Source organism: Sellimonas sp., assembly GCF_047234585.1.
Lineage (GTDB): Bacteria > Bacillota > Clostridia > Lachnospirales > Lachnospiraceae > Sellimonas > Sellimonas caecigallum.
Genome location: NZ_JBKSWG010000005.1, coordinates 1 through 25,622, shown reverse-complemented (window position 1 = coordinate 25,622; position 25,622 = coordinate 1). Strand labels below are relative to the sequence as shown.

The 25,622-nt window shown below is 43.5% G+C and carries 26 protein-coding genes and 1 tRNA gene; 6 read left to right on the top strand and 21 right to left on the bottom strand.

The features are described from left to right. The 4 genes from ACLROL_RS03015 to ACLROL_RS03000 all read right to left on the bottom strand — a co-directional run bounded on the left by ACLROL_RS03015 (position 1) and on the right by ACLROL_RS03000 (position 2,541). Positions 1–720: a DUF2705 family protein gene (locus ACLROL_RS03015; RefSeq protein ID WP_087201698.1), complete on the bottom strand. Its 720-nt coding sequence runs from the start codon at positions 718–720 to the stop codon at positions 1–3. Next, on the bottom strand, positions 710–1,429 hold the full coding sequence (locus ACLROL_RS03010) for a WxPxxD family membrane protein (RefSeq protein ID WP_287449084.1): 720 nt from the start codon (positions 1,427–1,429) through the stop codon (positions 710–712). Before ACLROL_RS03010 ends, ACLROL_RS03015 begins: the two co-directional genes overlap by 11 nt. A 4-nt stretch (positions 1,430–1,433) precedes the next feature. After that, the gene (locus ACLROL_RS03005; RefSeq protein WP_087201694.1) at positions 1,434–2,222 is read right to left on the bottom strand and encodes a hypothetical protein; all 789 of its coding nucleotides are present in this window, start codon (positions 2,220–2,222) and stop codon (positions 1,434–1,436) included. 85 nt (positions 2,223–2,307) lie between these two features. Beyond that, positions 2,308–2,541, bottom strand: a complete 234-nt coding sequence (locus ACLROL_RS03000) for a DUF2712 domain-containing protein (protein ID WP_087201692.1) — start codon at positions 2,539–2,541, stop codon at positions 2,308–2,310. A 242-nt stretch (positions 2,542–2,783) separates the two neighbouring features. Here ACLROL_RS03000 and ACLROL_RS02995 point away from each other — a divergent pair, with 242 nt between their 5' ends. From ACLROL_RS02995 to ACLROL_RS02985, 3 genes are read left to right on the top strand one after another with little or no spacing between them, the layout of a single operon-like run. Continuing rightward, on the top strand, positions 2,784–3,158 hold the full coding sequence (locus ACLROL_RS02995) for a BlaI/MecI/CopY family transcriptional regulator (RefSeq protein WP_087201690.1): 375 nt from the start codon (positions 2,784–2,786) through the stop codon (positions 3,156–3,158). Between the two features lie 3 nt (positions 3,159–3,161). Continuing rightward, positions 3,162–4,268 carry a M56 family metallopeptidase gene (locus ACLROL_RS02990; RefSeq protein ID WP_413067300.1) on the top strand — a complete coding sequence of 369 codons (1,107 nt, stop codon included), beginning with the start codon at positions 3,162–3,164 and terminating at the stop codon, positions 4,266–4,268. After that, positions 4,268–4,507 carry a hypothetical protein gene (locus ACLROL_RS02985; RefSeq protein WP_087201687.1) on the top strand — a complete coding sequence of 80 codons (240 nt, stop codon included), beginning with the start codon at positions 4,268–4,270 and terminating at the stop codon, positions 4,505–4,507. The genes ACLROL_RS02990 and ACLROL_RS02985 overlap by 1 nt, the downstream gene beginning before the upstream one ends. 118 nt (positions 4,508–4,625) lie before the next feature. On the opposite strand, the gene ACLROL_RS02980 is transcribed toward ACLROL_RS02985, so the two are convergent. The 8 genes from ACLROL_RS02980 to ACLROL_RS02945 all read right to left on the bottom strand — a co-directional run bounded on the left by ACLROL_RS02980 (position 4,626) and on the right by ACLROL_RS02945 (position 12,059). Then, a complete protein-coding gene (locus ACLROL_RS02980; protein WP_413067299.1) occupies positions 4,626–6,266 on the bottom strand; it encodes a Na/Pi cotransporter family protein in 1,641 nt (546 codons plus the stop codon). A 222-nt stretch (positions 6,267–6,488) separates the two neighbouring features. After that, positions 6,489–7,016, bottom strand: a complete 528-nt coding sequence (locus ACLROL_RS02975; RefSeq protein WP_087209690.1) for a hypothetical protein — start codon at positions 7,014–7,016, stop codon at positions 6,489–6,491. Between the two features lie 3 nt (positions 7,017–7,019). Continuing rightward, positions 7,020–7,793, bottom strand: a complete 774-nt coding sequence (locus tag ACLROL_RS02970; protein WP_087209692.1) for a DUF1700 domain-containing protein — start codon at positions 7,791–7,793, stop codon at positions 7,020–7,022. After that, the gene (locus ACLROL_RS02965; RefSeq protein ID WP_087201679.1) at positions 7,790–8,107 is read right to left on the bottom strand and encodes a PadR family transcriptional regulator; all 318 of its coding nucleotides are present in this window, start codon (positions 8,105–8,107) and stop codon (positions 7,790–7,792) included. The genes ACLROL_RS02970 and ACLROL_RS02965 overlap by 4 nt, the downstream gene beginning before the upstream one ends. A 129-nt stretch (positions 8,108–8,236) precedes the next feature. Beyond that, complete coding sequence (locus tag ACLROL_RS02960) at positions 8,237–8,791, bottom strand: DUF4340 domain-containing protein (protein WP_413067298.1); 555 nt, start codon at positions 8,789–8,791, stop codon at positions 8,237–8,239. Positions 8,792–8,800: 9 nt separating this feature from the next. Further along, entirely contained in the window at positions 8,801–10,222 is a 1,422-nt protein-coding gene (locus tag ACLROL_RS02955) for a Gldg family protein (RefSeq protein ID WP_413067297.1), read from the bottom strand. 12 nt (positions 10,223–10,234) lie between these two features. Beyond that, positions 10,235–11,101 carry an ABC transporter permease gene (locus ACLROL_RS02950; RefSeq protein ID WP_087201673.1) on the bottom strand — a complete coding sequence of 289 codons (867 nt, stop codon included), beginning with the start codon at positions 11,099–11,101 and terminating at the stop codon, positions 10,235–10,237. Then, positions 11,085–12,059 carry an ABC transporter ATP-binding protein gene (locus ACLROL_RS02945; RefSeq protein WP_287449366.1) on the bottom strand — a complete coding sequence of 325 codons (975 nt, stop codon included), beginning with the start codon at positions 12,057–12,059 and terminating at the stop codon, positions 11,085–11,087. Before ACLROL_RS02945 ends, ACLROL_RS02950 begins: the two co-directional genes overlap by 17 nt. A 209-nt stretch (positions 12,060–12,268) precedes the next feature. Between ACLROL_RS02945 and ACLROL_RS02940 the strand changes: the two genes are divergently transcribed. Continuing rightward, positions 12,269–12,931: a sugar O-acetyltransferase gene (locus tag ACLROL_RS02940; RefSeq protein WP_246599099.1), complete on the top strand. Its 663-nt coding sequence runs from the start codon at positions 12,269–12,271 to the stop codon at positions 12,929–12,931. A 63-nt stretch (positions 12,932–12,994) separates the two neighbouring features. Here ACLROL_RS02940 and ACLROL_RS02935 read toward each other — a convergent pair whose 3' ends face one another. The 6 genes from ACLROL_RS02935 to ACLROL_RS02910 all read right to left on the bottom strand — a co-directional run bounded on the left by ACLROL_RS02935 (position 12,995) and on the right by ACLROL_RS02910 (position 20,313). Next, positions 12,995–13,879, bottom strand: coding sequence for a ribokinase (locus tag ACLROL_RS02935; protein ID WP_221919441.1), 885 nt, complete (start codon positions 13,877–13,879; stop codon positions 12,995–12,997). Next, a complete protein-coding gene (locus ACLROL_RS02930) occupies positions 13,876–15,594 on the bottom strand; it encodes a glycoside hydrolase family 2 protein (protein ID WP_221919442.1) in 1,719 nt (572 codons plus the stop codon). The genes ACLROL_RS02935 and ACLROL_RS02930 overlap by 4 nt, the downstream gene beginning before the upstream one ends. A gap of 13 nt (positions 15,595–15,607) precedes the next feature. Further along, positions 15,608–16,036: a MarR family winged helix-turn-helix transcriptional regulator gene (locus ACLROL_RS02925; RefSeq protein ID WP_087201665.1), complete on the bottom strand. Its 429-nt coding sequence runs from the start codon at positions 16,034–16,036 to the stop codon at positions 15,608–15,610. 7 nt (positions 16,037–16,043) lie between these two features. Further along, the gene (locus tag ACLROL_RS02920; protein WP_221919444.1) at positions 16,044–17,897 is read right to left on the bottom strand and encodes an ABC transporter ATP-binding protein; all 1,854 of its coding nucleotides are present in this window, start codon (positions 17,895–17,897) and stop codon (positions 16,044–16,046) included. Continuing rightward, complete coding sequence (locus ACLROL_RS02915) at positions 17,897–19,624, bottom strand: ABC transporter ATP-binding protein (RefSeq protein WP_413067296.1); 1,728 nt, start codon at positions 19,622–19,624, stop codon at positions 17,897–17,899. Before ACLROL_RS02915 ends, ACLROL_RS02920 begins: the two co-directional genes overlap by 1 nt. 83 nt (positions 19,625–19,707) lie before the next feature. Further along, entirely contained in the window at positions 19,708–20,313 is a 606-nt protein-coding gene (locus ACLROL_RS02910) for a DedA family protein (RefSeq protein WP_221919446.1), read from the bottom strand. A gap of 255 nt (positions 20,314–20,568) precedes the next feature. Between ACLROL_RS02910 and ACLROL_RS02905 the strand changes: the two genes are divergently transcribed. Both ACLROL_RS02905 and glgD read left to right on the top strand, forming a co-directional pair. Further along, positions 20,569–21,708, top strand: coding sequence for a glucose-1-phosphate adenylyltransferase (locus tag ACLROL_RS02905; RefSeq protein WP_087201657.1), 1,140 nt, complete (start codon positions 20,569–20,571; stop codon positions 21,706–21,708). A gap of 2 nt (positions 21,709–21,710) precedes the next feature. Beyond that, positions 21,711–22,826 carry a glucose-1-phosphate adenylyltransferase subunit GlgD gene (gene glgD / locus ACLROL_RS02900; RefSeq protein ID WP_413067295.1) on the top strand — a complete coding sequence of 372 codons (1,116 nt, stop codon included), beginning with the start codon at positions 21,711–21,713 and terminating at the stop codon, positions 22,824–22,826. Positions 22,827–22,887: 61 nt separating this feature from the next. Here glgD and ACLROL_RS02895 read toward each other — a convergent pair whose 3' ends face one another. The 3 genes from ACLROL_RS02895 to ACLROL_RS02885 all read right to left on the bottom strand — a co-directional run bounded on the left by ACLROL_RS02895 (position 22,888) and on the right by ACLROL_RS02885 (position 25,480). Next, a complete protein-coding gene (locus ACLROL_RS02895; protein WP_087201653.1) occupies positions 22,888–24,303 on the bottom strand; it encodes an APC family permease in 1,416 nt (471 codons plus the stop codon). A 311-nt stretch (positions 24,304–24,614) separates the two neighbouring features. Further along, positions 24,615–25,304 carry a hypothetical protein gene (locus tag ACLROL_RS02890; RefSeq protein WP_413067294.1) on the bottom strand — a complete coding sequence of 230 codons (690 nt, stop codon included), beginning with the start codon at positions 25,302–25,304 and terminating at the stop codon, positions 24,615–24,617. Between the two features lie 95 nt (positions 25,305–25,399). After that, positions 25,400–25,480, bottom strand: a tRNA-Leu gene (locus ACLROL_RS02885). Between the last annotated feature and the right edge of the window lie 142 nt (positions 25,481–25,622).

Genomic DNA, 25,622 nt, shown 5'->3' with positions numbered 1-25,622 from the left:
TTAAAAGATATCTTTTTTTCTAAACTTTTGTATTGAAAAAACACATACGATCACTGACGCCATGACTAAATATGTAAGCGCAAACTCATAGTTTACATCGATATCCCCCTGTTGTATCGCACCATTTCGAGTCCCAAAAAAAAGATTCGGGAAAAACAGGATTCCTATACCGTACAGTCTCTCCGATCTCATCGTACCAGTCCCTATAAACAATGAAAGGACAAAAAATATATTTATAATAAGATTTGCATAGTTGGAATCCATAAAAAACTCCAGACACATCTGCAGCATGACGAGCAGAAACAATCCCAGCCAATAAGCTGCAAGAACCAATCCTGCCTGCAAAGCCGAAATCTCCTCCCATTTTTGACGGCCCCACAAAAACATCAACGTCTGAACACCTATGATCACGATGAGCTCTAACGCACATTTTCCGATGGTTTTTAAGTACAGCCATTCTCTTTTGTAAGAACGGATCACAAAAAGTTTTCCATACCCTTCCAGCAATCCTTTGACCTTCCCACTAAATTCGAACAAAACATATGGGATCGGGATCAATACATATAAAATCATCAATATATTGCTTGTCTGACCGTCAAAAATCCTCAGACTGCTGGCAAATGGAAACTGATACAGCTCCAAGTCCGTAGTCTGATACAGCAGACGCTGAATCAACAGCATGGATACAAGCAGCAGAAACGAAACCTTTCTATTTTTCATTTTTCATAATATCCTTTTTCTCAAATATGATCTGGCTGATGATATACAACGCGGCAGCAAGCAATACCCCTCTGGATATAGTAAATGCCACAGAGGAAAGCATAATATTTCCACAGGAATACTCAAAAGCGATCATCAAATCTTTGGCCGGAATCCAAACATTCGTGATATAGTACTTTATGATGATATACTGCAAAAAGTTGATTACAAACGTTCCAAGCAAAGAAGATATCTCCATTTTGAATTTGTCGTGGAAAATCTGGTATATCAATCCAGTTTGTATATAAAACACACAGGCAAATATGGCGAATATTATTGTGTATGCAGCAAAAGAGTATTCTCTCAATAATAACTTGGGAAAACACCACATTGTAAACGCCATGTCAATTACCTGATGGATGACTGCAAAAATCACGGATACAAGGATGACCTTCAGCACCTCGATCTGTTTAAACCTTGTTCTTGTCTTCTGCCTGATCATCCAATACGAAGTTTCTTTCTCTTTCACAAAATATATACCAAGCAAAACAGGCATCGTATAAACAATCGTCATTTTCAGTATCCCGTTGTATCCATTTGCCGAATCATGCAGACTCATAAATATATCGTTTTCCGTAATATATCCCACACTCCTTGCGTCAAGTACAGGTATATTCGAAAAGCAAATATCAAAAATACAGAAAACCAAATAGAATCCTGTCAAAATCATGAATTTAAATCTCAACAAACTTTACCTCCCATACCAGCAGTAAAATCAGTATCAGGACATAAAGTCCCAGGATCCACATTCCCAATGGAAGAAGCGTGAGCAGTCCATACTCGCTGAACGGCTGAAAAATAAGCATAAAAGAATTTTTTAACAAAACTGGGAAAAACCACAAGGCAAATGTGAGTGCATAGACAATCTTCCTGTCGTGCAGTACGATGACAAACATCACTCCTGCCATACCGATCATCCCACAAAAGAGAGCGGTTATAAAAATATATCCAAGATTTGCCAAAAGCGGATGCGTATAACTCCACTTAAACAACATGGTACCTGGCATTGTTCCGGCGTCATAGACCATATATTCTCCATCAAACTTTAAATGTGTCCCACCCTGGCAAACAATTTGAATAAGGATGAGATTCAGAAGTAATCCGCATACAATCGTTGCGAATGGCATCAAAAATCCTGATTTCAATTTGTTTTTTATATAAGCAGATCGTCCTATCCGGCACATCAGCACATTCTTATATCCTGTAGAGTAATCTTCCACGCTGTCTTCTCCGATGATCACAAGAAGATACAGCGGCATAAACCACAAATATAAAGATTGAAATACATGTCCTCTTGAGTACAAAGACAGGAACGTGGCGTACAAAGGATATGGCAGCTCCAATTTATTTGCCAAACTGTCATATAAGATCTGAAAGACCTCTATTGAAGGAAGAAGAAGTAATATCGCCAGCATAGCGGCCTTTTTTCTGTCAGTTAAGATTCTTGTTATTTGATATTTCATAAAACTCTCCATATTTTGTAGTATTTTTGATGTGGAACAGAAGCAATTATTTTTTCAGTTAGTTATTAAGTTGCTTTACCATTTTCTAGTCTGTTTCTTCATCCCAATATCCAGCTACTGTATAAGTATTTGTAGTATTATTATTATTTTCCACTGCCAAGCACACATTGCTCTTACTAGCATTACTTTTCGCACTATAATAATGCGCTCCACTTCCCTGTGTTACATTATGAGTTCCAGATGCCAATGTATGTGAACTATTAAACAGAGCAAGCCAGTATGTTGCAATTGTACCTTTGCCTTCACTTGAATACGTCATATTTACGTCTTAATTCTGTAAGACGCTTTCTGATTATATCATTTCAATTTTGTTTTATCAATATTTAATTTGTTATTTTTTTATAATTTAAATTAACTAATAACTTTTCTGTAATGATGAAATTCAATTGGTTTAATGCCGTAATTTGGACATAGTTATCATCTAATCCTAATTATTTTTTAATAAAGGTAGATTTTCTTTTAATTATATATTATAATATACTAGATAAGGAGTGATGATTAATGTTAAACTTAACGAAAAGACAAGCTGACGTTATGAAAATTTTATGGGATGCAGGGAAACCGATGATTGCATCGGAGATTGTCCACGCACGGGAAGATCTGAACATTAACACAGTTCAGGCTGCATTGCGAAGCTTGATCAAAAAGCAATATATCAAAGTAGCAGATATTGTATACAGTGGGACGGTACTGACACGAAGCTATATCCCCATCGTCGACCGGAAAGAGTATCCGGATGAAATCGAGGAGGGAATCCGAAATACATTAAAAAGACAAGATATTTTTTCTTTCTATATTAATGAGATGAATGATAAGGAACTCTTATCCCAATTAGAGTCCATTATCGAAAAAAGGAAAAAGGAACTGGAGGATTAGAAAATGATTATTTCGCTGGGACCGGTTCTGATCTGTTTTCTTACGATCGCAGTATTAACAGGATACCTGTATTTTATATTGTATAAGTCAAATACAATATTCCTTCGAAGTGTGAAACTGCTGTTTGGAATTATGGTTGTCATCATGTGCAGAATGCTGTTTCCGATAAACTTTCCATTTACCTACTCCATTTACGACACAGAAATACTTCCAATACTCGTAGATATCGCAAATTACCCGGTCGTTCTTTTTCATTTGGAGATGACAGTCTCCTTTCTTTTTGCCTTGATCTGGACATGCGGCGCGGCAATTTTACTAATCCGCTATTTTTATCTCAGAAAAACAACGAGAAAATATTTAATGCAGTATGTAGTTGAGAAAGAAGCACTTACGCCGCATTACCAGGCTTGCTTAGAAAACGTAAAAATGACCAATTTTCATGTAGCGATCATACCGAATCAGTACACAGCGGCCATTTTCGGATTGATTCAGCCGATCATGATTTTACCGGACTGCAGGCTTTCAGACATAGAATATGTCATACAGCACGAAATATCTCATTACCGGAATTACGACTTGTTGCTGAAATTTCTGGTAGATATTTTAGTTACGGTTCATTGGTGGAATCCGTTTGCATATTTTATGAGGAAAAAGCTGAATTTGGCGTTTGAACTTTCCAATGACTTTGTAGTTTCCCAGGAAATGAATGAGCGAAAACGATTAGAGTATGCCAAGTCTCTGCTTCGTGCCGCAAAGCTCTCATCGTGTACAAAGAAATATGATCTGGCACTTGCGGACAAGACACAGATAGAACTGCGGATTAACATGCTGCTGAAAAGGCCGCATGAAAAAAATAAGAAAGTGCTCTTCCGTACACATATTGTCTTTCTGCTTACAATTATGCTCATATCACTTTTTATCGTCCCGGAAGGAATAAATCCCATACCTCCAGAAGATGTGCAGGGCTCCTTTGAAATCACACCAGAAAATGCTTATTTTATAAAAGTGCCAGATGGGTACACGTTGTATGTCGAAGGTCAACCGCCTACCACCTTCGAAAACATACCTGATGCATTAGAATATGTACCTGTTTATGAGGGAGAGAATTAATGAGTACAAAAAGCATATTAAAAAGAATTATTTGTATAGGAAGTTTAAATTTTTTGATATTATCTGCTGCAATGCCAGCACAAGCACATTATGCCCAAATTGAAGTCGGAATAGAGCAAGCATGTATAAAAAAGAGTGGTATACATTGGAGATATAAACATGAAAACGGAAAATTGTACAGAAGAAAATATGATTATACAAATAACAAATGGATTGGAGAATGGGAACTGGTAAAGTAATGCATAAGTTGCCTAATCTCGGATATCTGATTTCAAAAAATAGCATTTTCTGCAAAAAGGATCGACTCCCCGGTCTTACCGGCAGCCGATCCTTTTTCAATTTCAAATATTACTTTCTTTACGCTCCGACTTTTCCAAGTCCCATCTCCTGCCCAATATTCAGGATGTGGTCCCCGATACGTTCAAAGTCTGTGAGCATCTCTGAGTAGAGGATACTTGCCTCATCAGAAGATTGTCCTGCTTCCATCCGGTCGATCTGATTCTGACGATATATTTTTGTCATATCATCGATCTTCTTTTCCACCGCTTCTACTTTGCGGAAATCTTCTTTGCTTCCTTTTTTAATCTGCTCGAGGATTTCCAGCGCCTCCAGACAGATGGTCTTCATAGATGCCACTTCTTCCAGCTCCGGTTTCGATAACGAGATCCCCTTCTCATCCATCATCTTCGTGTACTCGCAGATGTTCATGGCGTGATCCCCGATACGTTCCAGGTTTCCACACACTTTAAAAAGTGCGCTCATATACTTGGCATCTTTCTGGTTTGTCTCTTTGACAATATTTTTAGATATGTATTTACATATTTCTTTATTGAGATAGTCGATGTACTCTTCCTTCTCTTCCACTTCTGACAGCAGCTCCCCTTTGCCTTCTGCAACGGCTGCAAAGCTCAGATCCACATTTTCCTTTGTCATTCCGATCATTCTCTGGATTTCCTGTTTGATTCCATTGATGGCGATAGCGGATGTACCAATGTGGTGCTCCCCTTTCATCTCAATCGGACGGATAAATTCCAGATGCATTTCTCCGGACATATCTTCTTCTTTATCCGGAAGAACCCTTTCTGCAAAGGAAGCCAGATATGTTCCAAACGGAATCAGAAGGATCGTTGTAACGACGTTAAACAGTGTATGCATATTGGCGATCTGCTGAGCCACATTGTTTGGTGTAAATCCTTCGATGAGGCTGGTAAGCGGAGTGAGCATACACACGATCGTAAAGATCGTTGTTCCGATAATATTGAATGACAGGTGGATGATCGTCGTTCTTTTTGCATTTCTGCTTGTTCCGATAGCCGCCAGGACAGCTGTGATACATGTACCAATATTTTGTCCAAACAGTACATATACCGCATTCGGAAGCGTTACAAGCCCGCTTGTCGCCAGTGCCTGCAGAATCCCAACGGATGCAGAAGATGACTGAATGATAGCCGTAAAGACTGCACCAGCCAAAATTCCAAGAAGCGGGTTGGAGAACTTCGTCATCAGAGATACAAACGCTTCCGAATCGCGAAGCGGCATCATTGCCCCACTCATCATCTCCATACCAAGGAACAGGATTCCAAGCCCTGCCACGATCAATCCGTAATGGTGTGCCTTCTTGTTTTTTACGAACACAACCATGGCCACCCCGAGGAACGCAAAAGCCGGAGCCAGTGCTCCCACATCAAGCGCGATCAGCTGACCTGTGATCGTCGTACCAATATTTGCCCCCATGATGATCCACACTGCCTGGCGAAGCGTCATCATACCGGAATTTACAAACCCCACTACCATGACGGTGGTGGCGGACGATGACTGAATGACTGCGGTAATTCCTGCCCCTACCAGCACTCCGAGGAACCGGTTGGCCGTAAGTCTCTCCAAAATTTTCTTCATCTTGTTTCCTGCTGCCGCTTCCAGGCCAGAACTCATCATCTGCATTCCGTAAAGAAACAGCGCAAGTCCCCCCAAAAGACTCAGAATGTCTGTGATTTTCATTTTCTCTTCCTCCTGCGGACTTTTTCCGCGCCAAAAATTTTACATATTTCTTATTTATTTTTAACACTGCACTTACATTTGTACCTGAAACTTTCATTTTTTGCAATAGACTATACGTAAAATTAACAATTTTTACATGGATTTTACATTGGCGCATAATTTTTAACAAAGTTTTTCCGCATTTAAAAAGGATGTGCGCGTCTTTACACATCCTTTTCTCTGTCAATTCCAGACAACCAGCTGCTCCTTGTTCTTCGGATTGATCCGGAATTCGATTTTTTCGATATACTGTATCTCGTAAGATCCAATCTTTCCTTTTTTCAGATCGCTTAAGATCATATCTCTGGCGTCAAACAGGTTGGCAACTTCATTTGTATCTTTCCATTCCATACAGAGCTGAAAGTACTGGCATCCATCTTGCCGTTCTATATTTTCCTCAAAATAAGGCTGGCCGATCTGTTGTGCGTTGTAAGAAATCCTGTAGTTTACCGTATTTTCCGACACATGTTCGTCGTATATGACCTCCGTATGCTGGCTTTTCGGAACGCTGAATGTATTGATGTAAACCGCCTCTTTCGACGGATCCACTGGGAAGTTCCCCTCTGTTACCTTTTCTTCTACCATGCCTACAATTTTCCGGCCGCCATAGTCAAGGGAGAAAAACTCTATCGCTGCGATTCCCCCTCCGATTCCTGCTGTCAAAGCTCCGATGAGCAAAACAATCAGCGCATGCTTCCTATATTTTCTCACGTCCTATTCCTCCATTCTTTCTTCCGGTTCTCCCGGGAAATCAGCTGCTGACCGAGCCTGTATCCTCCTTTTCCTGAATCTTCGGAAGCAGCTGCCAAACAAAACAGCCATAGATGCAAAGGCAGCAAAAAAACCAAGACTTAAGAGGGAAGCTCCGATTACCGGATATCCGCCGAATACAAGGACAAAAAGACATCCAAAAGCAAACAGGAAAAAAAGTGCAGATACTCCAAACATCAATGCCGACAGAAACAGGATACTGTTCCAGCAGAGAATACATATATTACACATCCATTCTCCTATTCGCGACAGCATGCGATGCTCGTTTTTGGCATGGGAAAATTTCTTATGTATTATCTGAAATCTCTCCCTGAGCATTTTAAAACCTCTTCTTTTTGTCTCTTGCGCATCTGCATCCTCTTTCGCTTTTCTGCGTCTTTCTTTTAAGTTTTCCCATTGTTCTCTCTGGCTTTTCCCGATCATCTTTACATGGTTTCCAGCTTTTCCAAACAGTGATGCTGCGGATCCAACCAGATTCTTTTCTTTCTTCTCCTGCCCTTGTGTGCCAAATTCCGGATTCACATGATAAGCTTCCAGAATGTCAGATGCCAGTTCCTCAATATTTCCAAAGTCACTGATGGCTTCTTCCTCACTCTGGCCGCTTTTGATCTTAAGATCAATGTGCTGTGCATATTCATCCAGAATATCCTGCTGCTCCTTTGTCTCAAGGACCCGGAGATGACTCTTTAATTCATCCAAAAACTCCCTTTTATTCATACGTTCCGCTCCTTCAAAAAAAGATTTACCCGCTTCTGAAATTCTTCCCACTCTGCCACCAGACGATCCCGATATAAAATCCCTGCCGCGGTCAGATGATAATACTTTCTTGGCGGCCCCTCCGAAGATTCTCTCAGATATGTCTCGAAATAATGTTCATTCGTAAGCCGTTTCAAAAGCGGATAGATCGTACCTTCATTTACGTCGATGACTTTCGATACTTCTGTGACCAGTTCATACCCGTACATATCCCTGTTCCGGACTGATTCCAGCACGATCATCTCCAACACCCCTTTTTTAAATTGTGGATTCATACCTTTCCTCCTTTTAATATTATACTATACCTACTACTATACATTGTCAAGTACTGATCATAAAACAATAGTATGATCGACAAAACCCCACAGGAAATCTTGATCGTTTCCTGTGGGGTTTTGTTTGTTTTACTCTTCAGCTTCTGTCTCTTCAGACGTATCAACAAGCGTGTCTTTGTCAAACTCCAGCGCATTTATAAGAGAGTAAGAAACAGTATATACCTTTTCTTTGTCCCCTGTTGTCATATAGTAATCGGAGCCTGCGCCATCTCCTATGTAGATATTCTGTGCTGTCCCGTCTTCGTCGGTAACAGTAATCGTATAGAGCGGCGTATCCAGTCCATAGCTTTCGATGCTGTCCGGATCCTTGATCTCTCTTTCCGCCTGTATATCTGACACCTGATCTGCGATAGACTGAATGGCTGTCTGCCGAAGCACAGTCTCTTTGTCGTCTTTCAGATACCATGTTCCGTCTTCTTTTACGAATGCCATGCTGCTTCCGTCATCCGCAGAGTATGCGATTTCTTTCAGATTTTTCACTTTTATGACTTGAATGATTTCTGCTTTTTCTTTTTCTTCCTGCTTTTCCTGTTTTCTGGCGTTCATGCTTCTCATACCGAAATAGACAACTGTAAGCGCCAACAGGATCAAAATAAGAATGATCAGACCTTTCTTCTGTTTCATTGCTTCCACCTACGCCTTTCTTCTCTTCATCCATACGGCAAATCCACATACAAGAACGATGCCCGGTACCCCAAAGATCAGGAAGCTGCTGATCGCTCCAGCATGCTGTACAGTGTTGAACTGGACTGCCAGACTCTTCGCTTTGATGGACACATTTTCCACATCGTCGAAGTTATTCATAACCATGTTCAGGAAGAGTGTGGAGTTATCCAAGTTGGAAAAATAATCCGTAACCTGAGCATCAACCATGCTTTCCGATGCAAGAACTGTCAGTTTCGCGTCATTTTCGGATGCGACAGCTCCAAGGACATATTCGCCTTGTGTCTGTTCTTCTTCTGTTACCGCATATGCCTGCTCTGATGTCGTGAGGAAATTCTCTACCGTAAGGGTATCCCTCTGATCGCTCATCTTCACAAAACCGCCGGAATTGATCATCAGCACCATGTCGCTTTCCAATCCTTGTGCCAGTGTGCCGGAAGCGGAAACCTGAGGGAAGATATAGTAGTAATTTCCCTGATAGCTGCGCTGCATATCAGCGATATATCCGCTTATCTTTTTCATTCCGTACTGTTCCATAAAGGCATCCAGATTCGGAGTGTCTGCCATGGGATCGCCCATGATATAGATGACTTTGCCTCCATTTCCCATGTAATCCAGAAGCATTGTCTTTTCCTGCTCTGAGATATCGCTCGACGGTGCATTGATCAACAGCATATCACAGTCTGAAGGCATTTCCTTCGTCATCAGAAGATTCAGCTCTTCTGTCGTTATATTGGATTTTCCAAGTTCTTCTTCGATGGAAGTGGAAAGCGTCATCTCTCCGTGTCCTGATGTCCGGTAGATCTTCTTCTTCACATCGCTTGTTACCTGGTTTACAGCACTTGTGAGCTGTCCGTCTGCATCGAACTCAGATTCTGAGATGGAGCCGGTCGTATAGTAGGAACTGTAATCCGACACGATGATATCGGTAAACGGTACAGAGACACTTTTATTTGTCTCCTCACAGGAAACGACGATAGAGTCACTCTGCGCATCGTTCTCCTGCATTTGCTGAGGATGTGCGATTGGATCCACCCATTCTACTGTGATCTTGTCTGTCAAAGCTGTATATTTGTCGAGAAACGTCTTGATCCTTTCGTCTGTATCCGATCGGTCTGCATAGACAGTAAATACAATATCCTGTTCCAGATTCTTTAGTATCTTTTTACTTTTTGAGGAAATCCCGTAAATATTTTTATCACTCACATCAATCTGCGTTACCTTATCCGGAAGCTGACCTGCGATCAGGTTTATGACAACCGCAATGACGATGACGACCGCAGCCATAGCGACACTGTATGTACCCTTTCTGCTCTGGACGCTTTGAAACCTGTCTTTTACGCTTACCTTTTCCTTCTCTTCCTGTGGTGTCTTCTTTTTCCATTTCAACATGTCCTGTCCCTCCTAACTAAATCTTCTTTTCTGAATGGTCTGTACAGTCAGGAACAAGAATACCCCGATCAAAGTCAGATAAAAGACAATTCCTTTTACATCCAGCAGATTATTATCGGAAACGTTGGTAAACACGTTTGTGAGAGCAAAGTTTCCCAGTATTTTTTCCAAAATCCCCTCGTACACTGAAGATTTTACGAAATAAATGACAAGGAGCACAATACTGCCGGCTGCCTCGATACCGCTGCTCAGCACGATATTTCTTGTCATATGATAAACAAACATGACACAAAGTGTCATAATGATCCAGATTCCAGCCATTCCTCCGATGGCATTGGACGGCAGAAAGCTCATTAGCCCCTCCCAAAGATAAAGGATCATCAGGACGCCAAATGTGCTGATGGCTGCAATGATCTGGCTTTCCGTCAGCGCTGAGAGAAAACTTCCAATGGCGATGTAAACGCACCCCATGAGGAAAAAGACAAAAATGGCCGTATAATCCGCAAGAAAATATGCTTTTCCCTGTGTTTTGATGATCAGCGGGTACGCACAGAAAATAATGCATGGGATGAGAAATATTGTGACCATGGCAAGATATTTTCCTGCCACCACCTTCCCTACGCTGACCGGGGAAGTCAAAAGGAGCTGATCCGTCTTATTTTTTCGTTCTTCAGAAAAACTCCGCATTGTGAGCACCGGGACGGCGATCAGAAGCACAAACATGACTCCGCTCAATGAATAGGAAAAATACGGATATCCGCTGTGCAGATTGTATGCCATAAAATATATCCCTGTGATGACAGCTAAAAACGCGATAAAAATACTTCCAGTCATAGAGTAAAAATAGGATTTAAATTCTCTTTTATAAATTGCCAGCATATGCTGTCCCCCCTTCCTGTGTCAGTTCAAGGAAGATATCTTCCAGCGTCTTCTTCTGCTGATACATTGTAAGAAGCGCACTGTCCTCCCTTGCAAATGCGCGGAAAATCTCTTCTCTCACATCCAGACCCGGCTCGGCTTCTATGAGGGCTCTCGTGATGCCTGGCTCTGACTTTGGATAGGTCACATTCGTGATTCCCGCCACTTTGGACAAAATCTCCTCTGTCCGTTCTGGCAAAAGTCTCGTCTCAATCTCCAAAGCTTCACGTCCGGCCATCTGTTTTTCCAGATTTTCCGGTGTATCGCTTGCCACAAGTTTTCCCTTGGATATGATCATAATGTGATCGCATACTTCCCTCACTTCCGCCAATATATGAGAACTTAGGATGACCGTATGCTCTTTTGCAAGTTCCCGGATCAGTTCCCGGATCTCAATGATCTGTTTCGGATCCAGCCCTACTGTCGGCTCATCCAGGATGATCGTCTCCGGGAAACCAAGTACTGCCTGCGCAAGCCCCACTCTCTGTTTATACCCTTTGGAAAGGTTTTTAATGAGACGGTCTTTTACATCGTAGATCCGCACAAGTTTCATGACTTTATTGACTTCATCTTTTCTGTCCTGCTTCTTTACTTTCTTAAGTTCCGCCGCAAACATCAGGTACTCTTTTACCGTCATATCCACATAAAGAGGAGGTATCTCCGGCAGATAGCCAACTGCCTTTTTTGCCTCTTCCGGCTCTTTCAAAATATCGTGTCCGTTGATCCGAACTTCGCCTTCCGTTGCGCCGAGATACCCCGTCATAATATTCATTGTAGTAGATTTTCCAGCGCCATTAGGCCCCAGCAGTCCATAAATATGGCCTTTTTCGATCTGAAAACTCAGATGGTCAACCGCTGTATGATTTCCATACTTTTTAACCAGATTTTTTACTTCGATCAATGTTTTTGTCCCTCCCATACAGTCTTTCTCATATATCTTTTCGCAGGGATCCCCCTGCTCAAGTCTACGGACTACATTACCAGCAAAATGTGTATATTCTGTGCATAAAATGTGTTAAAAAAAAGAAACCGCCCGACCATTTTCGCTCCCTTCATCTTGCTTCTTCATTCCGGTTATATTATGATAGTCTTTACAATATAACTGCTATTCAGAAAGGATGACAAAATATGAAATACGAGATGGATTCTGCCGATGCGGCAAAAAGAATGGCCGAAGGGAGACTTTACATTCCCTACGATCCAGAGATTTTAAAAAAGCAATTTGACTGTCTGGAAAAGCTCTATGACTTCAATCAGACACGTCCCCACGATCTGGAACTGCGGCAGACGCTTCTGAAAGATATGTTTGCCGAGATTGGGGAAGGATGCTATATCGAGCCGCCTCTCCACGCAAATTTCGGCGGCCATCATGTCCATTTTGGCAACAATGTGTACGCAAATTTCAATCTTACCCTCGTCGATGACGGACATATCTATGTGGGAGATAAGACGATGATCGGCCCAAATGTGACAATCGCTACAGCCGGACATCCGATCCAGCCTACACTGCGCTACCTGGAAATGCAGTACAATATCGACGTGCACATCGGAAAAAATGTATGGATCGGCGCAGGAAGTGTGATCCTCCCTGGAGTGACCATCGGAGACAACACCGTCATCGGCGCCGGAAGCATTGTCACAAAAGATATCCCTTCCAACGTGGTAGCTGTCGGAAATCCATGCCATGTCATGAGAGAGATCGGCGAACACGACCGGGAATATTACTTCCGCAGCCGGAAGATCGATCTGGACATTCCGGATATTTCGAATGTGTACGATACCGGCTTGTAATGAAATCGCACTTTATACCCAAAAACCAGGGAATCCGTTATCCGGTCCCCTGGTTTTTTATTCTTACAATTCCATATCCAGCACTTCCGCTTTTTCGGGAATGGACGAAGCTGCTCCTTCCCTCATGACCGCTATGGCTGCCGCCTTGGATGCGATGATGAGTCCTTCTCTCACATCCAGCCCAAATACTTTCGCTGCGATAAAATAACCTGTGAACGTATCTCCCGCAGCTGTCGTATCTTTGACAGGGACGTGGAAGCTCTCCTGGTGGAACGTCCGGGAGGCATCCTGATAAATGCAGCCTTCTTCTCCAAGTGTGAGCACGACTTCTGCAGCCGGAAAACGATATTTCAGCTCCTGAAGCATCCCCTCAACATCGCTTCTCCCTGTCATCTGTTCCGCTTCCACTTCATTGAGCAGAAAAAGAGAAACTTTTGCCAGATCGCATTTCTCCAGATTTTGATTGTAAGGAGATAAATTGAAAATGATCTTCATCCTTTTCTTTGACGCTGCTTCTATAATATAATCCACCAGATTGATCTCATTTTGTACCAATACGACATCGTTTTCGCTGAAATCGGCCAGCACTTCATCCACATAGTTCTTTGTAAACTTCTGGTTTGCTCCCCCGTATAGGAGAATGCTGTTCTGCCCATTTTCATCTACCTGGATAATCTTGTGACCACACGGTCCTGGTATCTTCCAGATGTAGTGAATTCCGACTTTTTCTTTCTCGCACATGGAGATCAGGGCTTCTCCTCCTTCCCCGACCATCCCTGCATGGTATACCTCCACCCCCGCCTTGGCCAGGGCGATGGACTGGTTCAGGCCTTTCCCCCCACAGAAGATCGTCCGGTCTGCGGTATCCTGCGTCTCCCCTGGCGCCACAATATGTGCCACATGATAGACATAGTCCAGATTCAGCGAGCCAAAATTTATCACTTTCATCTTATTTGTTCCTTTCTTTTCTGTAATCTTGTCTTTCGTACTTCGCGGTCATAGGTAAGGATGCCGTTTACTTCGTCCTCCACATCACTCAGCTGCGTATAGACAGCTGCACAAAGACCGTCCTTCTCAAGTTCCGCCACTTCCTGCCAGATGTTTCTGTACGCCCGTCGAAACTTCTTTTTGTCAGCAAAGATCCGATAGCCATACATCTGCATCGTGCTGCAGTGACCTTTTACTCTCATGGAAAATCCCCCGAATTCTGAAAGAATGCATGCCCTTTCTTTTTCCGGTTTTACACCAAGACGGAAAAAATAATTGTGAGTACTCTGGAAATCTCCGGTTCCCTGATCAAACCATCCGCTGGCCGCATCGATCAGTCTCGTAGGATCCAGCGCCCTCATTTTTTGTTCCAACCGTGCCGTATCGAACTGGCCCCATCCTTCGTTAAAAAGAGTCCACACAGCAATCGATGGATGGTTATACAGCACTTTTATGGTACTTTTGATCTCCTTTTCGAATTCCTTTCTTCCTTCCGGGCTTTTCCTCGACAGCCACATCTTCATCCGGTCTGTGACACGGATATGGAGAAGTCCAAACACTGTGGCTGCATACGTCACAAACCAGTGATGATACGCACTCCCTCCATTTACCATATCCTGCCATACGATCATGCCAAGACGGTCGCAGTGATAATACCATCTCTGCGGTTCGATCTTACAATGTTTGCGGATCATACAGTACCCTTCTTCTTTCATTGCCGTGATATCAAAGATCATGGCTTCATCGGAAGGCGCCGTGTAAAGGCCATCCGGCCAGTAGCCTTGATCCAGGATCCCTTTCTGGAAATATGGTCTGTGGTTCAGACACAGACGCGGGATCCCCCGTCTGTCTTTTTCCACTGTAAAACATCGCATGGCAAAATAGCTTTCCACCCGATCTTTTCCTGCCACTACTGTATAGAGATAGAGATACGGATGTTCCGGTGTCCAGCTTTCCATTCTCTCAAGCGGAATACGGATGGGAATATTCGTCATTCCAGCAAAGAGTTTTCCTTCCAGATCAACTGCGACATCCATCTTTGCATCCGATAAGACGGTTATCTCTACTTCTTTTTTATCGTAATCCGGCCTGCATCGAAGTTCCCGAATATAATCTTCCGGGACTGTTTCCATCCAGACCGTCTGCCAGATACCACTCTGGGCTGTGTAGAACATCCCGCCCCGCTTCAGTTTCTGCTTTCCTCTGGCATGATAGGAAGTGTCTGAGACATCCCGAACCTGTACACACAGCTCATTTTCTCCTTCTTTCAAAAAGCGTGTGATATCCAGATCAAACGGCAGATAGCCTCCTTTGTGGCTGCCAGCCCTTTTCTGGTTGACATACACGATACACATCTGATCGACAGCGCCGAAATGGAGGAGGATGCGATCTCGTCCGCTGGCTGCTGGATGCTGAAAACTCCTTCTGTACCAGAGTGTCTCTCCTGGCTTTACCTGGCGCTTCACACCAGACAGCGCACTTTCCGGGGAAAACGGCACGAGTATCTTTCCGTCATATACACCTGGACGTTCCATGGAACGACTTCTCGTGATCCGGTAATCCCACCAGCCATTCAGATTCATAAATTTTTCTCTCTTCATGAGCGGACGAGGATATTCTTCCAGGACATGCTCCGGATCCACGTCCCTCCCCCACCTTGTATAAAGCTGTTTCATGGCTCGTTCTCCTTTACACTTTTTTGAGATTTTCTTCCATCTTAACAAGTCCCTCATACAATGTTTCCATCTCTTCTTCTGAAAATCCTTTCCATATCTGTTCATCGATATCCTGAAAGATATCCTGTACCTGCGACGCCCTTCTTAGCCCTTCCTCAGTCAGGACAATCTGATGAGACCGCCTGCAGGATGGATCTTTTCTTCTTTCCAAAAGCCCCTTCTCTTCCATTTTATCCAGTGTTCTTGAGATAGTTGTCACATCGATGCAGCACAAATCGGCCAGCTCTCTCTGTGTCATGGCGCCATATTTTTTAAGATAATTTAAAATCCGCGGCTGTCCCTGCCCGATCGTAAGCCCGATCTTCAAAAACTGTGGTTTTAAGATCTCTCTTCTTTCCATATCGATCCGCAGCATGATCTCTCTGATCTTGTTCTTTTCCATCTTTCTCTTACTCCAGTTCAAACTGCCCTGTATAGAGCTGATAATATCTTCCCTTTTGTTGCAGCAATTCATCATGGTCTCCCCGCTCGATGACTTCGCCTTTTTCCAGTACCATAATGGCTTTGGAATTGCGTACCGTGGACAGACGATGCGCGATGACAAACACTGTTCTTCCTTCCATGATGGCGTCCATTCCTTTCTCGATCAGCCGTTCCGTCCTTGTATCAATGGAACTTGTCGCCTCATCCAGCACGAGAACCGGCGGTTTGACGACAGCCGCCCGCGCAATAGCCAAAAGCTGCCTTTGTCCCTGGGAAAGATTGCTTCCATCTCCGTAAATCATCGTATCGTATCCCTGCGGCAGCCTGCGGATAAAGGAATCTGCGTTGGCGACCCTGGCTGCCTCACGGATATCCTCCTCCGTGGCATCCGGCTTTCCGTATCGAATATTCTCGGCGATGGTTCCTGTAAAGAGGTGGGTATCCTGGATGACCATGGCCATAGAACGTCTCAGATCGTCTTTCCGGATTCTGCGAATATCAATCCCATCGTACGTGATCGTTCCGGCATCGATCTCATAAAAACGGTTGACCAGATTCACGATTGTCGTTTTTCCAGCACCAGTGGATCCGACAAACGCAATCTTCTGCCCCGGTTTCGCATAAAGAGAGATTCCATTTAAAATCTTTTTGCCTCGTACGTAGGAAAATTCCACATCGTGAAACCTCACATCCCCTTTTAGAAGTGTCAGTACAGCGCGTCCGTCTTTCACTTCCCGCCATGCATAATTCCCGGTCTTCTGTTCACATTCCACCCATTTTCCGTCTCTGTTTTCCACATTGCAGAGTGTGATATCCCCCTCGTCGATCTCCGGTTCTTCATCCATCATGTCAAAGATCCGTTCTGCTCCGGACAGAGCCGCCAGAAGGAAATTTACCTGCTGGGTAAACTGGTTCATCGGCATAGCACTCTGCCTCACATACACAAGGTAAGAAGCAAGACTTCCGATATCCAGCATCCCTGACAATGTAAAGAGTCCTCCCACACAAGCGGAAACCGCGTAATTGACATAGGACAGACTCACGATCGTCGGAACCATCATTCCGGCAAAAGTCAGGGCGTTCGTGGATTCCTTTCGAAGGGCCTCATTCATTTCACAGAATCTTTCAAAATCCACTTTTTCATGGTTAAACACTTTTTCTACCTTCTGTCCTGCCGCCATCTCTTCCACAAAACCGTTGATCTTTCCGATCTCTTCCTGCTGCCGCTGAAAATATTTCCGGCTATGGGAGCCATTGAATTTGATAAAAGCGGCCATCAACAAAAGGAATACGACAACGATAAGGGTAAGTCTGACACTTAAGACGAGCATCATCGTGATCGTTCCTGTCAGCATCAGAAAACTCTGGATCAGCATGGCAAAACTATTGTTCATTGCTTCCTGAACGGTATCTACATCGTTTGTAAATCTGCTCATCAGTTCCCCGTGGGTATGGGCATCAAAATACTTAAGCGGCAGCTTCTGCACATGAGCGAAAAGGTCCTGCCGAATCTCTTTTATCACTTTCTGAGCTGTTTTTACCATGAGTTGATTATACCCGAACGTTGCAAATGCACCCACAAAATACAACAATCCCATGCCTGTCACAGCTTTGAGAAGCCCCGTTACATCTCCAGGCAGGATGAAACGGTTGATAACCGGCTTCAAGAGGTATGTCCCCATGATGTTGGCCCCTGTACTGATCAGGACAAGCACAGCCACAAAAAGGAACATCCACTTATGTCCTCCCAGATAGCGTATGAGATAACGAAGGGTTCTTCCTATATCTTTTGGTCTTTTATATCCAATATATCTCGCCATTATAACTGCGCTCCTTCCTTTTGGGACTCGTAGATTTCCTGATAGATCGGACTTCTGCGCAAAAGCTCCTCATGGGTGCCGATATCCGCGGTCTTGCCGTCGTCTAAAATCAGGATCTGATCCGCGTGCCGTACCGATGAGATACGCTGCGCAATAATGATTTTTGTCATATCCGGCAGACGGGAAGCCAGCATTTCCCGGATCTTGGCCTCTGTCGCCGTGTCTACGGCGCTTGTGGAATCATCCAGAATCAGCACCTTAGGTTCTTTCAGTATCGCCCGTGCGATACACAGACGCTGCTTTTGTCCACCGGAGACATTGACACCTCCCTGCCCCATTTCCGTATCATATCCATCTGACAGCCTGTCTATAAATTCATCTGCACAGGAGATGCGGCACGCTTCCCGGATTTCTTCCATCGAAGCGTCTTCTTTCCCCCACCGGAGATTGTCGATCAGACTTCCTGAGAAAAGCGTATTTTTTTGCAGTACGACCGCTATCGCATCTCTCAGATGTTCCAGCGGATAGTTTTTTACTGGAATCCCATCAATGCGAATCTCTCCTTTTGTCACATCGTATAGGCGAGGAATCAGCTGCACAAGTGTTGTCTTGGCCGAGCCAGTCTGCCCGACTATTCCAAATGTGCTTCCGGCCGGAATGTTCAAGGTAATGTCAGTTAGTACTTCCTCCTCTGCGTCTTTTTTATATTTGAATGACACATGGTCAAACTCTATGGATCCTTTTTTCACTTCCAAATCTTTCGCATCCTGATCCGTGATGTCGATCTTTTCATCTATAATCTCCAGAATTCGGCTTCCAGAGGCCATAGATCTTGTCATCATCAGAAAGACATTGGAGATCATCATGAGAGAGTTCAATATCTGCATGACATAACTCAAAAAACCAGTCAGTTCTCCGACCTGCATCTCCCCGTTCTGAATCATGCGGCCGCCAAACCAGATCAGTCCAAGGATCGTCCCGTACATGACGATCTGCATGGCGGGCATATTGAGAGCTGCCAGACGGAATGCTTTTTCCGACTGCGATTTTAGATTCAGGTTGACTTCCTCGAATTTGGCCGTCTCATAATCGCCTCTCACATACGCCTTGACAACTCGGATCGCTGTGAGATTTTCCTGGATGATCCGGTTGACCAGATCAATGGCATTCTGCATCTTACTGTAGAGCGGACGTACATTTTTTACAATCAGGAACAAAAGAACAGCAAGCGTCGGGAGCGCCACGAGAAACACAAGAGCAAGCCGTGCATTCATCGTAAAGGCAACCACTGTGGCAGAAACAAGCATAACCGGCCCCCTGCAGAACGGGCGAAGTCCCGTAGATACTGAGTTCTGGATATTGGTCACATCACTCGTAAGCCTTGTGACGATAGAAGACACCCGAAAATGGTCAATATTCGAAAACGAATATGCCTGCAGCCTTTCATACTCTGCTTTGCGAAGTTCCGCGCCGAGGCCCTGTCCTGCCAAGGCAGAGAAGCGTGCGCTTCCTACCCCAAGTATCAGGGCAAGAATCGCACAGACTCCCATCTGTATGCCTTTTGCATAGATGTACTGTCTGTCCCGACCTGCCACACCCACATCTATCAGATCTGCCATGATAACTGGAACGATCAGTTCAAAGATCGATTCCGCAGCGACACAGAATACCGCCAGAACCGCATATATCTTATACTGATGCATATAAGAAAAAATCCTTCTTAACATTCCACACCTCCACACAATAGTTGTATCTGCAATCATTGTATGCTCAATAATTCAGGATGTCAATCCGGATTTTCCATGAAATTTTATTCTGTTTTTTTCTTTTTATACAGGAAATAAATGACCAGGATCACTGCTGCCACGGCAAGGATCATATTGGAATACCGATCAAAAATTTCCGTGATCTCATGCCAATTATCCCCTGCTTTTTTCCCCACTGTCAGGAATATCATATTCCATATTCCACTTCCAAGGGCTGTATATCCGAGAAAACGTACAAAGGGCATCCTTGCCATACCCGCTGGTATCGAAATCAGGCTCCGAACTACAGGCACAAACCTGCACAGCAGCACAGCCAGATTTTCATGCCGGTCAAACCAGCCAAGCGTTTTCTTTATATCCCCTTCTTTGAATCCAAGCTTCCGGACCCACTTGTTGGCCAGTACATGATCCAGCTTGTCAATCGGTATCTTGCTTCCTATAAAATAAAGAACTGCCGCCCCGATCACAGAACCGGTTACCGACGCCAAAAACATTCCCGGCATGCTGAGTTTTGTATGGGCAAGCATAAAACCGCCAAATGTTAAAATCACTTCCGAAGGGATAGGCGGAAACACATTTTCCAACATGATCAGAAAAAGCATTCCCCCATAACTGAATTTCTCCAACAGTTCGATTACGTAAGCTTCCATCGACACTCTCCATTTCTCTGTGTGACATCCGCACGTACGTGCCAAAAAAGATTTCCTGGCACAGCAAGGCTTTTGTCTCATTCCATTGTATGTCTCAAATCACAGATAATGTATCAGTTTCCCATGCTTTTGTCAATTCTATTATTCTTAACTTATTTTTAACTGTTTTTTTTCATTTATTTGCACAAAAATATGGAAAGAATCACAACAAAATTGTATAATACTTTCATAGCAAAAGAAAAGGGAGGGCACATCATGAAACAAAACAATATGTTGGCAATGATCTTGGCTGGCGGAAGGGGAACGCGTCTTCATGACCTTACAACCAAAGTCGCAAAACCAGCCGTTTCATATGGAGGCAAATACCGCATCATTGATTTTCCTTTGAGCAACTGTGCAAACAGCGGTATTGACAATGTCGGTGTTCTGACTCAGTACGAATCCATCCTTCTGAACAGCTATGTTGCCGCCGGACGCCGCTGGGGTCTGGATGCGAAGGACAGTGGTGTATATGTACTTCCGCCTCGTGAAAAAGCGGATGCTAACCTGGACGTATACCGCGGGACTGCTGATGCCATCACGCAGAATATTGACTTCGTCGATTCTTTTTCTCCGGAATATATCCTTATTCTCTCCGGAGACCATATTTACAAAATGAACTACGCAAAAATGCTTGCTTATCACAATGAATGCAAAGCCGATGCTACGATCGCAGTTATCGAAGTACCGATCAAAGAAGCAAGCCGTTTTGGTATCATGAACACAGACGAAACCGGACGTATCGTGGAATTCGAGGAAAAACCGGCTGAACCAAAGAGCAATCTGGCTTCGATGGGTATCTATATCTTCAACTGGAAGCTCCTGCGCAAGATGCTCATCGCCGATGCAAAAGATGAAAATTCCAACCACGATTTCGGAAAAGACATCATTCCACAGCTTCTGAATGATGGTAAAAATCTTTTTGCCTACAAATTCAAAGGATACTGGAAAGATGTAGGAACGATTGATTCTCTGTGGGAAGCAAATATGGATCTTCTTGACAAAAACAATGAACTTGATCTCAACGACCCTACATGGAAGATCTACACAGAAGACGTAACTGCTTTGGCTCACTATGTAGGACCTCAGGCAACGGTCAATCGCGCCTTTGTCACACAGGGATGCATCATCGAAGGCGAAGTAAAGAATTCTGTTTTATTTACAGGTGCCAAGATCGCGGAAGGCGCTAAAGTCATCGACAGCGTCATCATGCCGGGCGCTGAAGTCGCAGAAGGCGCTACTGTAACACGAGCTCTCGTCTCCGACAATGTGAAGATTGGAAAAGGAGCTGTCGTTGGAAGTGCAGACAGCGAACATATCGAGTTGGTTGCCAAAAATGTAAAGGGGGCTGAATAATTATGAGCAAAGCATTTGGTATTATAAATTTTGCCGGAAATCATATTACCGTAGACGGACTCCACGAGTATCGTCCGATCGGAGCATTTTCTTTTCTTGGAAGATACCGGGTTATCGATTTCCCTATCTCCAATATGAGCAACAGCGGAATTGACCAAATCCAGGTGTATATCCGCCGGAAACCGCGCTCTCTGATCGAACACCTCGGTACCGGCCGTCACTACAATATCAACTCCAAGCGCGGAAAACTGATTCCTCTTTTCTCTGAGACGAATGCAGAAAACAATATCTATAACACAGATATTTCCGCATATGTGGAAAACCTTGATTATATCAAGGAAGCTACATACCCATACGTAGTGATCGCTCCAAGCTATATGGTGTACTCAGCCGATTTCAGCACTCTTCTTCAGACTCATATTGAGTCCGGCGCCGACATTACGATGCTTTATCATAGCGTTGACAATGCAAAGGAAGAATTCCTCAACTGTGATATTCTAAACCTGAATAAACAAAAAGGGGTCCTTTCCATCGAACACAATAAGGGAAGCGCAAAAAACCGCAACATCTTCATGGATACATACATCATGTCCAAGGATCTTTTCCTGGATCTGATCAAGAAGGCACGGAAGCTTTCTTCCACATACACCCTCTCCCAGGTCGTCAACTACGAATGCGAGGAGCTTGATATCCGCGGTGTTGCACACCATGGTTACTTTGCAGCCATCACTGACTTTAAGAGTTATTTCGACGCCAACCTTTCTCTTCTGAATCTGAAAACAGCTATGGGACTCTTTAACAGCGACTGGCCAATTTATACAAGAACAAATGATTCTTGCCCGACACAGTATTTTGAGACAGCCAATGTAAAGAACTCCTACGTTTCTAACGGGTGTCTTATCGAAGGTACGGTGGAAAATTCTGTAATCGGACGCGGATGTGTCATCAAAAAGGATGCTGTAGTTAAAAACTCTATCCTTCTTCCAGGTACATCCATCGACAAAGATGTTCATGTTGAAAACTTTGTAATAGATAAATACGCAAAGATCGTGCATACTTCCGAGGTAGTCGCATCCCCGGAAAAACCTGGATATATCCGCCGTCACGACACAATTTAAAAAATCATGCAATACAAAAGACAGAGACGCTAAAGTCTCTGTCTTTTATATTAAAGCTGTTCTATGCCTTATTTCTGCTTTTCCGTGCGATGGCCGGCATGATAAGACCAAGTCCAAGAAGGACAAACGGTGTTAAAATATTAAGTGCAAGCTGGAATGGATCTTCTGAGTAGATTCCTCCCAGACACGCAAGCGCCGTAAAGAGGAAACACCATCCTCCAAAGAAGATACCAACCTTTTTATTTTTAACAAATCTGTATTCTGCTGTAAACTTGTCTCCGGCTTTCTTGAGCGCAATGTACGCGGCAAACACCCACAAATACCGAAGCGGCATACATACGGAATTCAACTTCACGAGCCATCTGACAAGCGCATCCACATCCTCAATACCAAAAGCAGGGATAATGATCAGAATGCTTACGATAACTGCAACAAGTTTGTGTCCATTTGTGTAAGCGCCGTATTTATTCTGTTTGAACAGAGATTTCGGGATGTAATTCTCGTCGGAATTTCCGAGCAGCATACATAGCGGCGCGTCGATAGAAATAACCATAACTGAAAACTGTCCCAAAAACTGAGTAATGGCGTACAGGATAACAAAGAGATTTCCTACATTGTAGTAATCGCCAAGCATCTGGAATGCATAGTAAGCACCATTTGTCATCAGGTCATCCGGTATGTTGTTGGAATCAAACATCATTCCCATGGAAATGGTTCCCAAGATCGCACACACGGAAACCATGATTGCAAGGGAAATCATTCCTTTTGAGAAATCCTTTGCAGGATTGTTCATCTTATTTACATAAGGGGAGAATTTTTCACATCCGCCTACTGCAAATACCAAGATAGAAAAGCTCGTAAAGAACTTCACGTCAAAGGTCGGCATAAACGTATCAAGTGACCACTCAATATCCAGGAGCGGCGCATTGGTAATAGCCGGTGCAGCTACCATCAGGACGATGTAAAGGATGGACATGATGAACATCGTTGTACCTGCCAGTGTTGAAATCTTCTTCAGCATAGAAACCCCTTTTGATGCAAGGAATAAAGCAAAAAGGAAGATCGCCAGACAGATGATCTGCATGACCGTCGTATTCATCTCACTGGCTCTGCTGTCCTGAAACAGCACCCAGCTCGTAGCAATTACTGCAGAATTCGGTTTCTGTGAAATATACGGCATATGTACGACCCAGTACGTCCAACCCGCATAATAAGCCATTCTAGGTCCTACTGTCTTTGAAATCCAGGAACTTACTCCTCCGCTCGCATTTTTAAACGCTGAGCCCAGTTCCCCTACCATCAGTGCATACGGCACGAAGTAAATCGCAAAGACAATAATCCATGCAAAAATAGATTTCAGGCCGCCATATTCAGAGAATCCGTTGATGACATTTCCGAAGCCCCAAACTCCTCCAAATGCCATGAACGCGAGGCTGTACCACATAATTCTCTTGTCATTCTTTTGTTGTTGTTCCATAATTTTCTCCTTTTCTAACCCTCGTTTCACATACCATGAAACTATTTTCATGAAACATTTTTCTACCAAAGAATAACATGATACTTATATAGAAACAACAAATAAATTTACCCACCTGCAAATTTCTACCTTCTGCACAATTTTTCTACTGACAACTTGTAATATATGGCAAGTTGTCTTTTGTGCAAAAGTCCGAAATTCCCACTAATTGATCTTTCACGTCTCTTGTTATGCCACAAGGTTCAGAAATGTCCTCCTAGTTAAATCCAGCAGCTCCATCGAACCAAAGACCGGACAAATCTGGTTCTATATTAATGACATACTTTGCATGGACGCGATTTACCACTTTCTGAAATAGTACCACTATAAATATTTTTTGAACGGCTAAGTGTAGGACAATCAGCAGTTGAGTGATACACCTCGCCGTTTGTTACCCAATATACAGTTCCCCCGGATTGAACTTGTGATTGAGATGATTGCTGGTTTTCCTGTGCTTCTTGTTGTGCTTGAAGGACTGCCTGTTGCTGCGCTTCTTCTTCGGCTTTTCTCTGAGCTTCCTGTTCAGCTTTCAAACGAGCTTCTTCCGCTTCTTTTTTGGCTTCTTCACGTTTTGCTTCGGCAATCGGGTCAACAACAGTTATTGTTTCCTTGTTGCTTTCAACAGAGTCATTCGCGATAAAAAATATCTCAGCCGTTCCTTCTTTTTTAAATGTTAATAAAGCTTTACCGTCTTTATATTCCACAGATGCGATATCGTTATCTGAAATTTCGAGAGAGGTTATTTCGGCATTATCTGGCATGTAATCTAAATCAAGATATACCTCATCAGAAATCTCAAATTGATTTTCCTCCCAATTTACATCCAGCTTCTGTAAATCAGGAGTAGATGGAAAAGCAAGCATTATTATGAAAGATATTATTGTAATAATACCAAAAACGAGGATTCTCTTCCTCTTTTTACGTTTATCAGGACTTTTCTTAACTGCAAAGAATATAGTCACAATTAGTCCAGGTATCCAAAGATAGAGAAATGGCGGAAAACCTTGATTTGCCTAAGTTTTTCCGCCATGTTTATCTCTCATATTCCGTTCAAAAATGCGGATGACAGGAATCGAACCTGCACGTCGGAGACACCAGATCCTAAGTCTGGCGCGTCTGCCAGTTCCGCCACATCCGCTTACTATATATTGCCGAGGAACCTTGCGGCTGCTCCGCCTGAATTCTTCGGTCAGACAAAAAATCAGACAAGCTTACAGCTTGTCTGAAATGAAGCATCGGGGATTCGAACCCCGGACAACTTGATTAAAAGTCAAGTGCTC

Coding starts and splice junctions, on each gene's coding strand:
- ACLROL_RS03015 (WP_087201698.1), bottom strand. CDS start 720: ATGAAAAATAGAAAGGTTTCGTTTCTGCTGCTTGTATCCATGCTGTTG.
- ACLROL_RS03010 (WP_287449084.1), bottom strand. CDS start 1,429: ATGATTTTGACAGGATTCTATTTGGTTTTCTGTATTTTTGATATTTGC.
- ACLROL_RS03005 (WP_087201694.1), bottom strand. CDS start 2,222: ATGAAATATCAAATAACAAGAATCTTAACTGACAGAAAAAAGGCCGCT.
- ACLROL_RS03000 (WP_087201692.1), bottom strand. CDS start 2,541: ATGACGTATTCAAGTGAAGGCAAAGGTACAATTGCAACATACTGGCTT.
- ACLROL_RS02995 (WP_087201690.1), top strand. CDS start 2,784: ATGTTAAACTTAACGAAAAGACAAGCTGACGTTATGAAAATTTTATGG.
- ACLROL_RS02990 (WP_413067300.1), top strand. CDS start 3,162: ATGATTATTTCGCTGGGACCGGTTCTGATCTGTTTTCTTACGATCGCA.
- ACLROL_RS02985 (WP_087201687.1), top strand. CDS start 4,268: ATGAGTACAAAAAGCATATTAAAAAGAATTATTTGTATAGGAAGTTTA.
- ACLROL_RS02980 (WP_413067299.1), bottom strand. CDS start 6,266: ATGAAAATCACAGACATTCTGAGTCTTTTGGGGGGACTTGCGCTGTTT.
- ACLROL_RS02970 (WP_087209692.1), bottom strand. CDS start 7,793: ATGAATAAAAGGGAGTTTTTGGATGAATTAAAGAGTCATCTCCGGGTC.
- ACLROL_RS02965 (WP_087201679.1), bottom strand. CDS start 8,107: ATGAATCCACAATTTAAAAAAGGGGTGTTGGAGATGATCGTGCTGGAA.
- ACLROL_RS02960 (WP_413067298.1), bottom strand. CDS start 8,791: ATGAAACAGAAGAAAGGTCTGATCATTCTTATTTTGATCCTGTTGGCG.
- ACLROL_RS02955 (WP_413067297.1), bottom strand. CDS start 10,222: ATGTTGAAATGGAAAAAGAAGACACCACAGGAAGAGAAGGAAAAGGTA.
- ACLROL_RS02950 (WP_087201673.1), bottom strand. CDS start 11,101: ATGCTGGCAATTTATAAAAGAGAATTTAAATCCTATTTTTACTCTATG.
- ACLROL_RS02945 (WP_287449366.1), bottom strand. CDS start 12,059: ATGGGAGGGACAAAAACATTGATCGAAGTAAAAAATCTGGTTAAAAAG.
- ACLROL_RS02940 (WP_246599099.1), top strand. CDS start 12,269: ATGAAATACGAGATGGATTCTGCCGATGCGGCAAAAAGAATGGCCGAA.
- ACLROL_RS02935 (WP_221919441.1), bottom strand. CDS start 13,879: ATGAAAGTGATAAATTTTGGCTCGCTGAATCTGGACTATGTCTATCAT.
- ACLROL_RS02930 (WP_221919442.1), bottom strand. CDS start 15,594: ATGAAACAGCTTTATACAAGGTGGGGGAGGGACGTGGATCCGGAGCAT.
- ACLROL_RS02925 (WP_087201665.1), bottom strand. CDS start 16,036: ATGGAAAAGAACAAGATCAGAGAGATCATGCTGCGGATCGATATGGAA.
- ACLROL_RS02920 (WP_221919444.1), bottom strand. CDS start 17,897: ATGGCGAGATATATTGGATATAAAAGACCAAAAGATATAGGAAGAACC.
- ACLROL_RS02915 (WP_413067296.1), bottom strand. CDS start 19,624: ATGTTAAGAAGGATTTTTTCTTATATGCATCAGTATAAGATATATGCG.
- ACLROL_RS02910 (WP_221919446.1), bottom strand. CDS start 20,313: ATGGAAGCTTACGTAATCGAACTGTTGGAGAAATTCAGTTATGGGGGA.
- ACLROL_RS02905 (WP_087201657.1), top strand. CDS start 20,569: ATGAAACAAAACAATATGTTGGCAATGATCTTGGCTGGCGGAAGGGGA.
- glgD (WP_413067295.1), top strand. CDS start 21,711: ATGAGCAAAGCATTTGGTATTATAAATTTTGCCGGAAATCATATTACC.
- ACLROL_RS02895 (WP_087201653.1), bottom strand. CDS start 24,303: ATGGAACAACAACAAAAGAATGACAAGAGAATTATGTGGTACAGCCTC.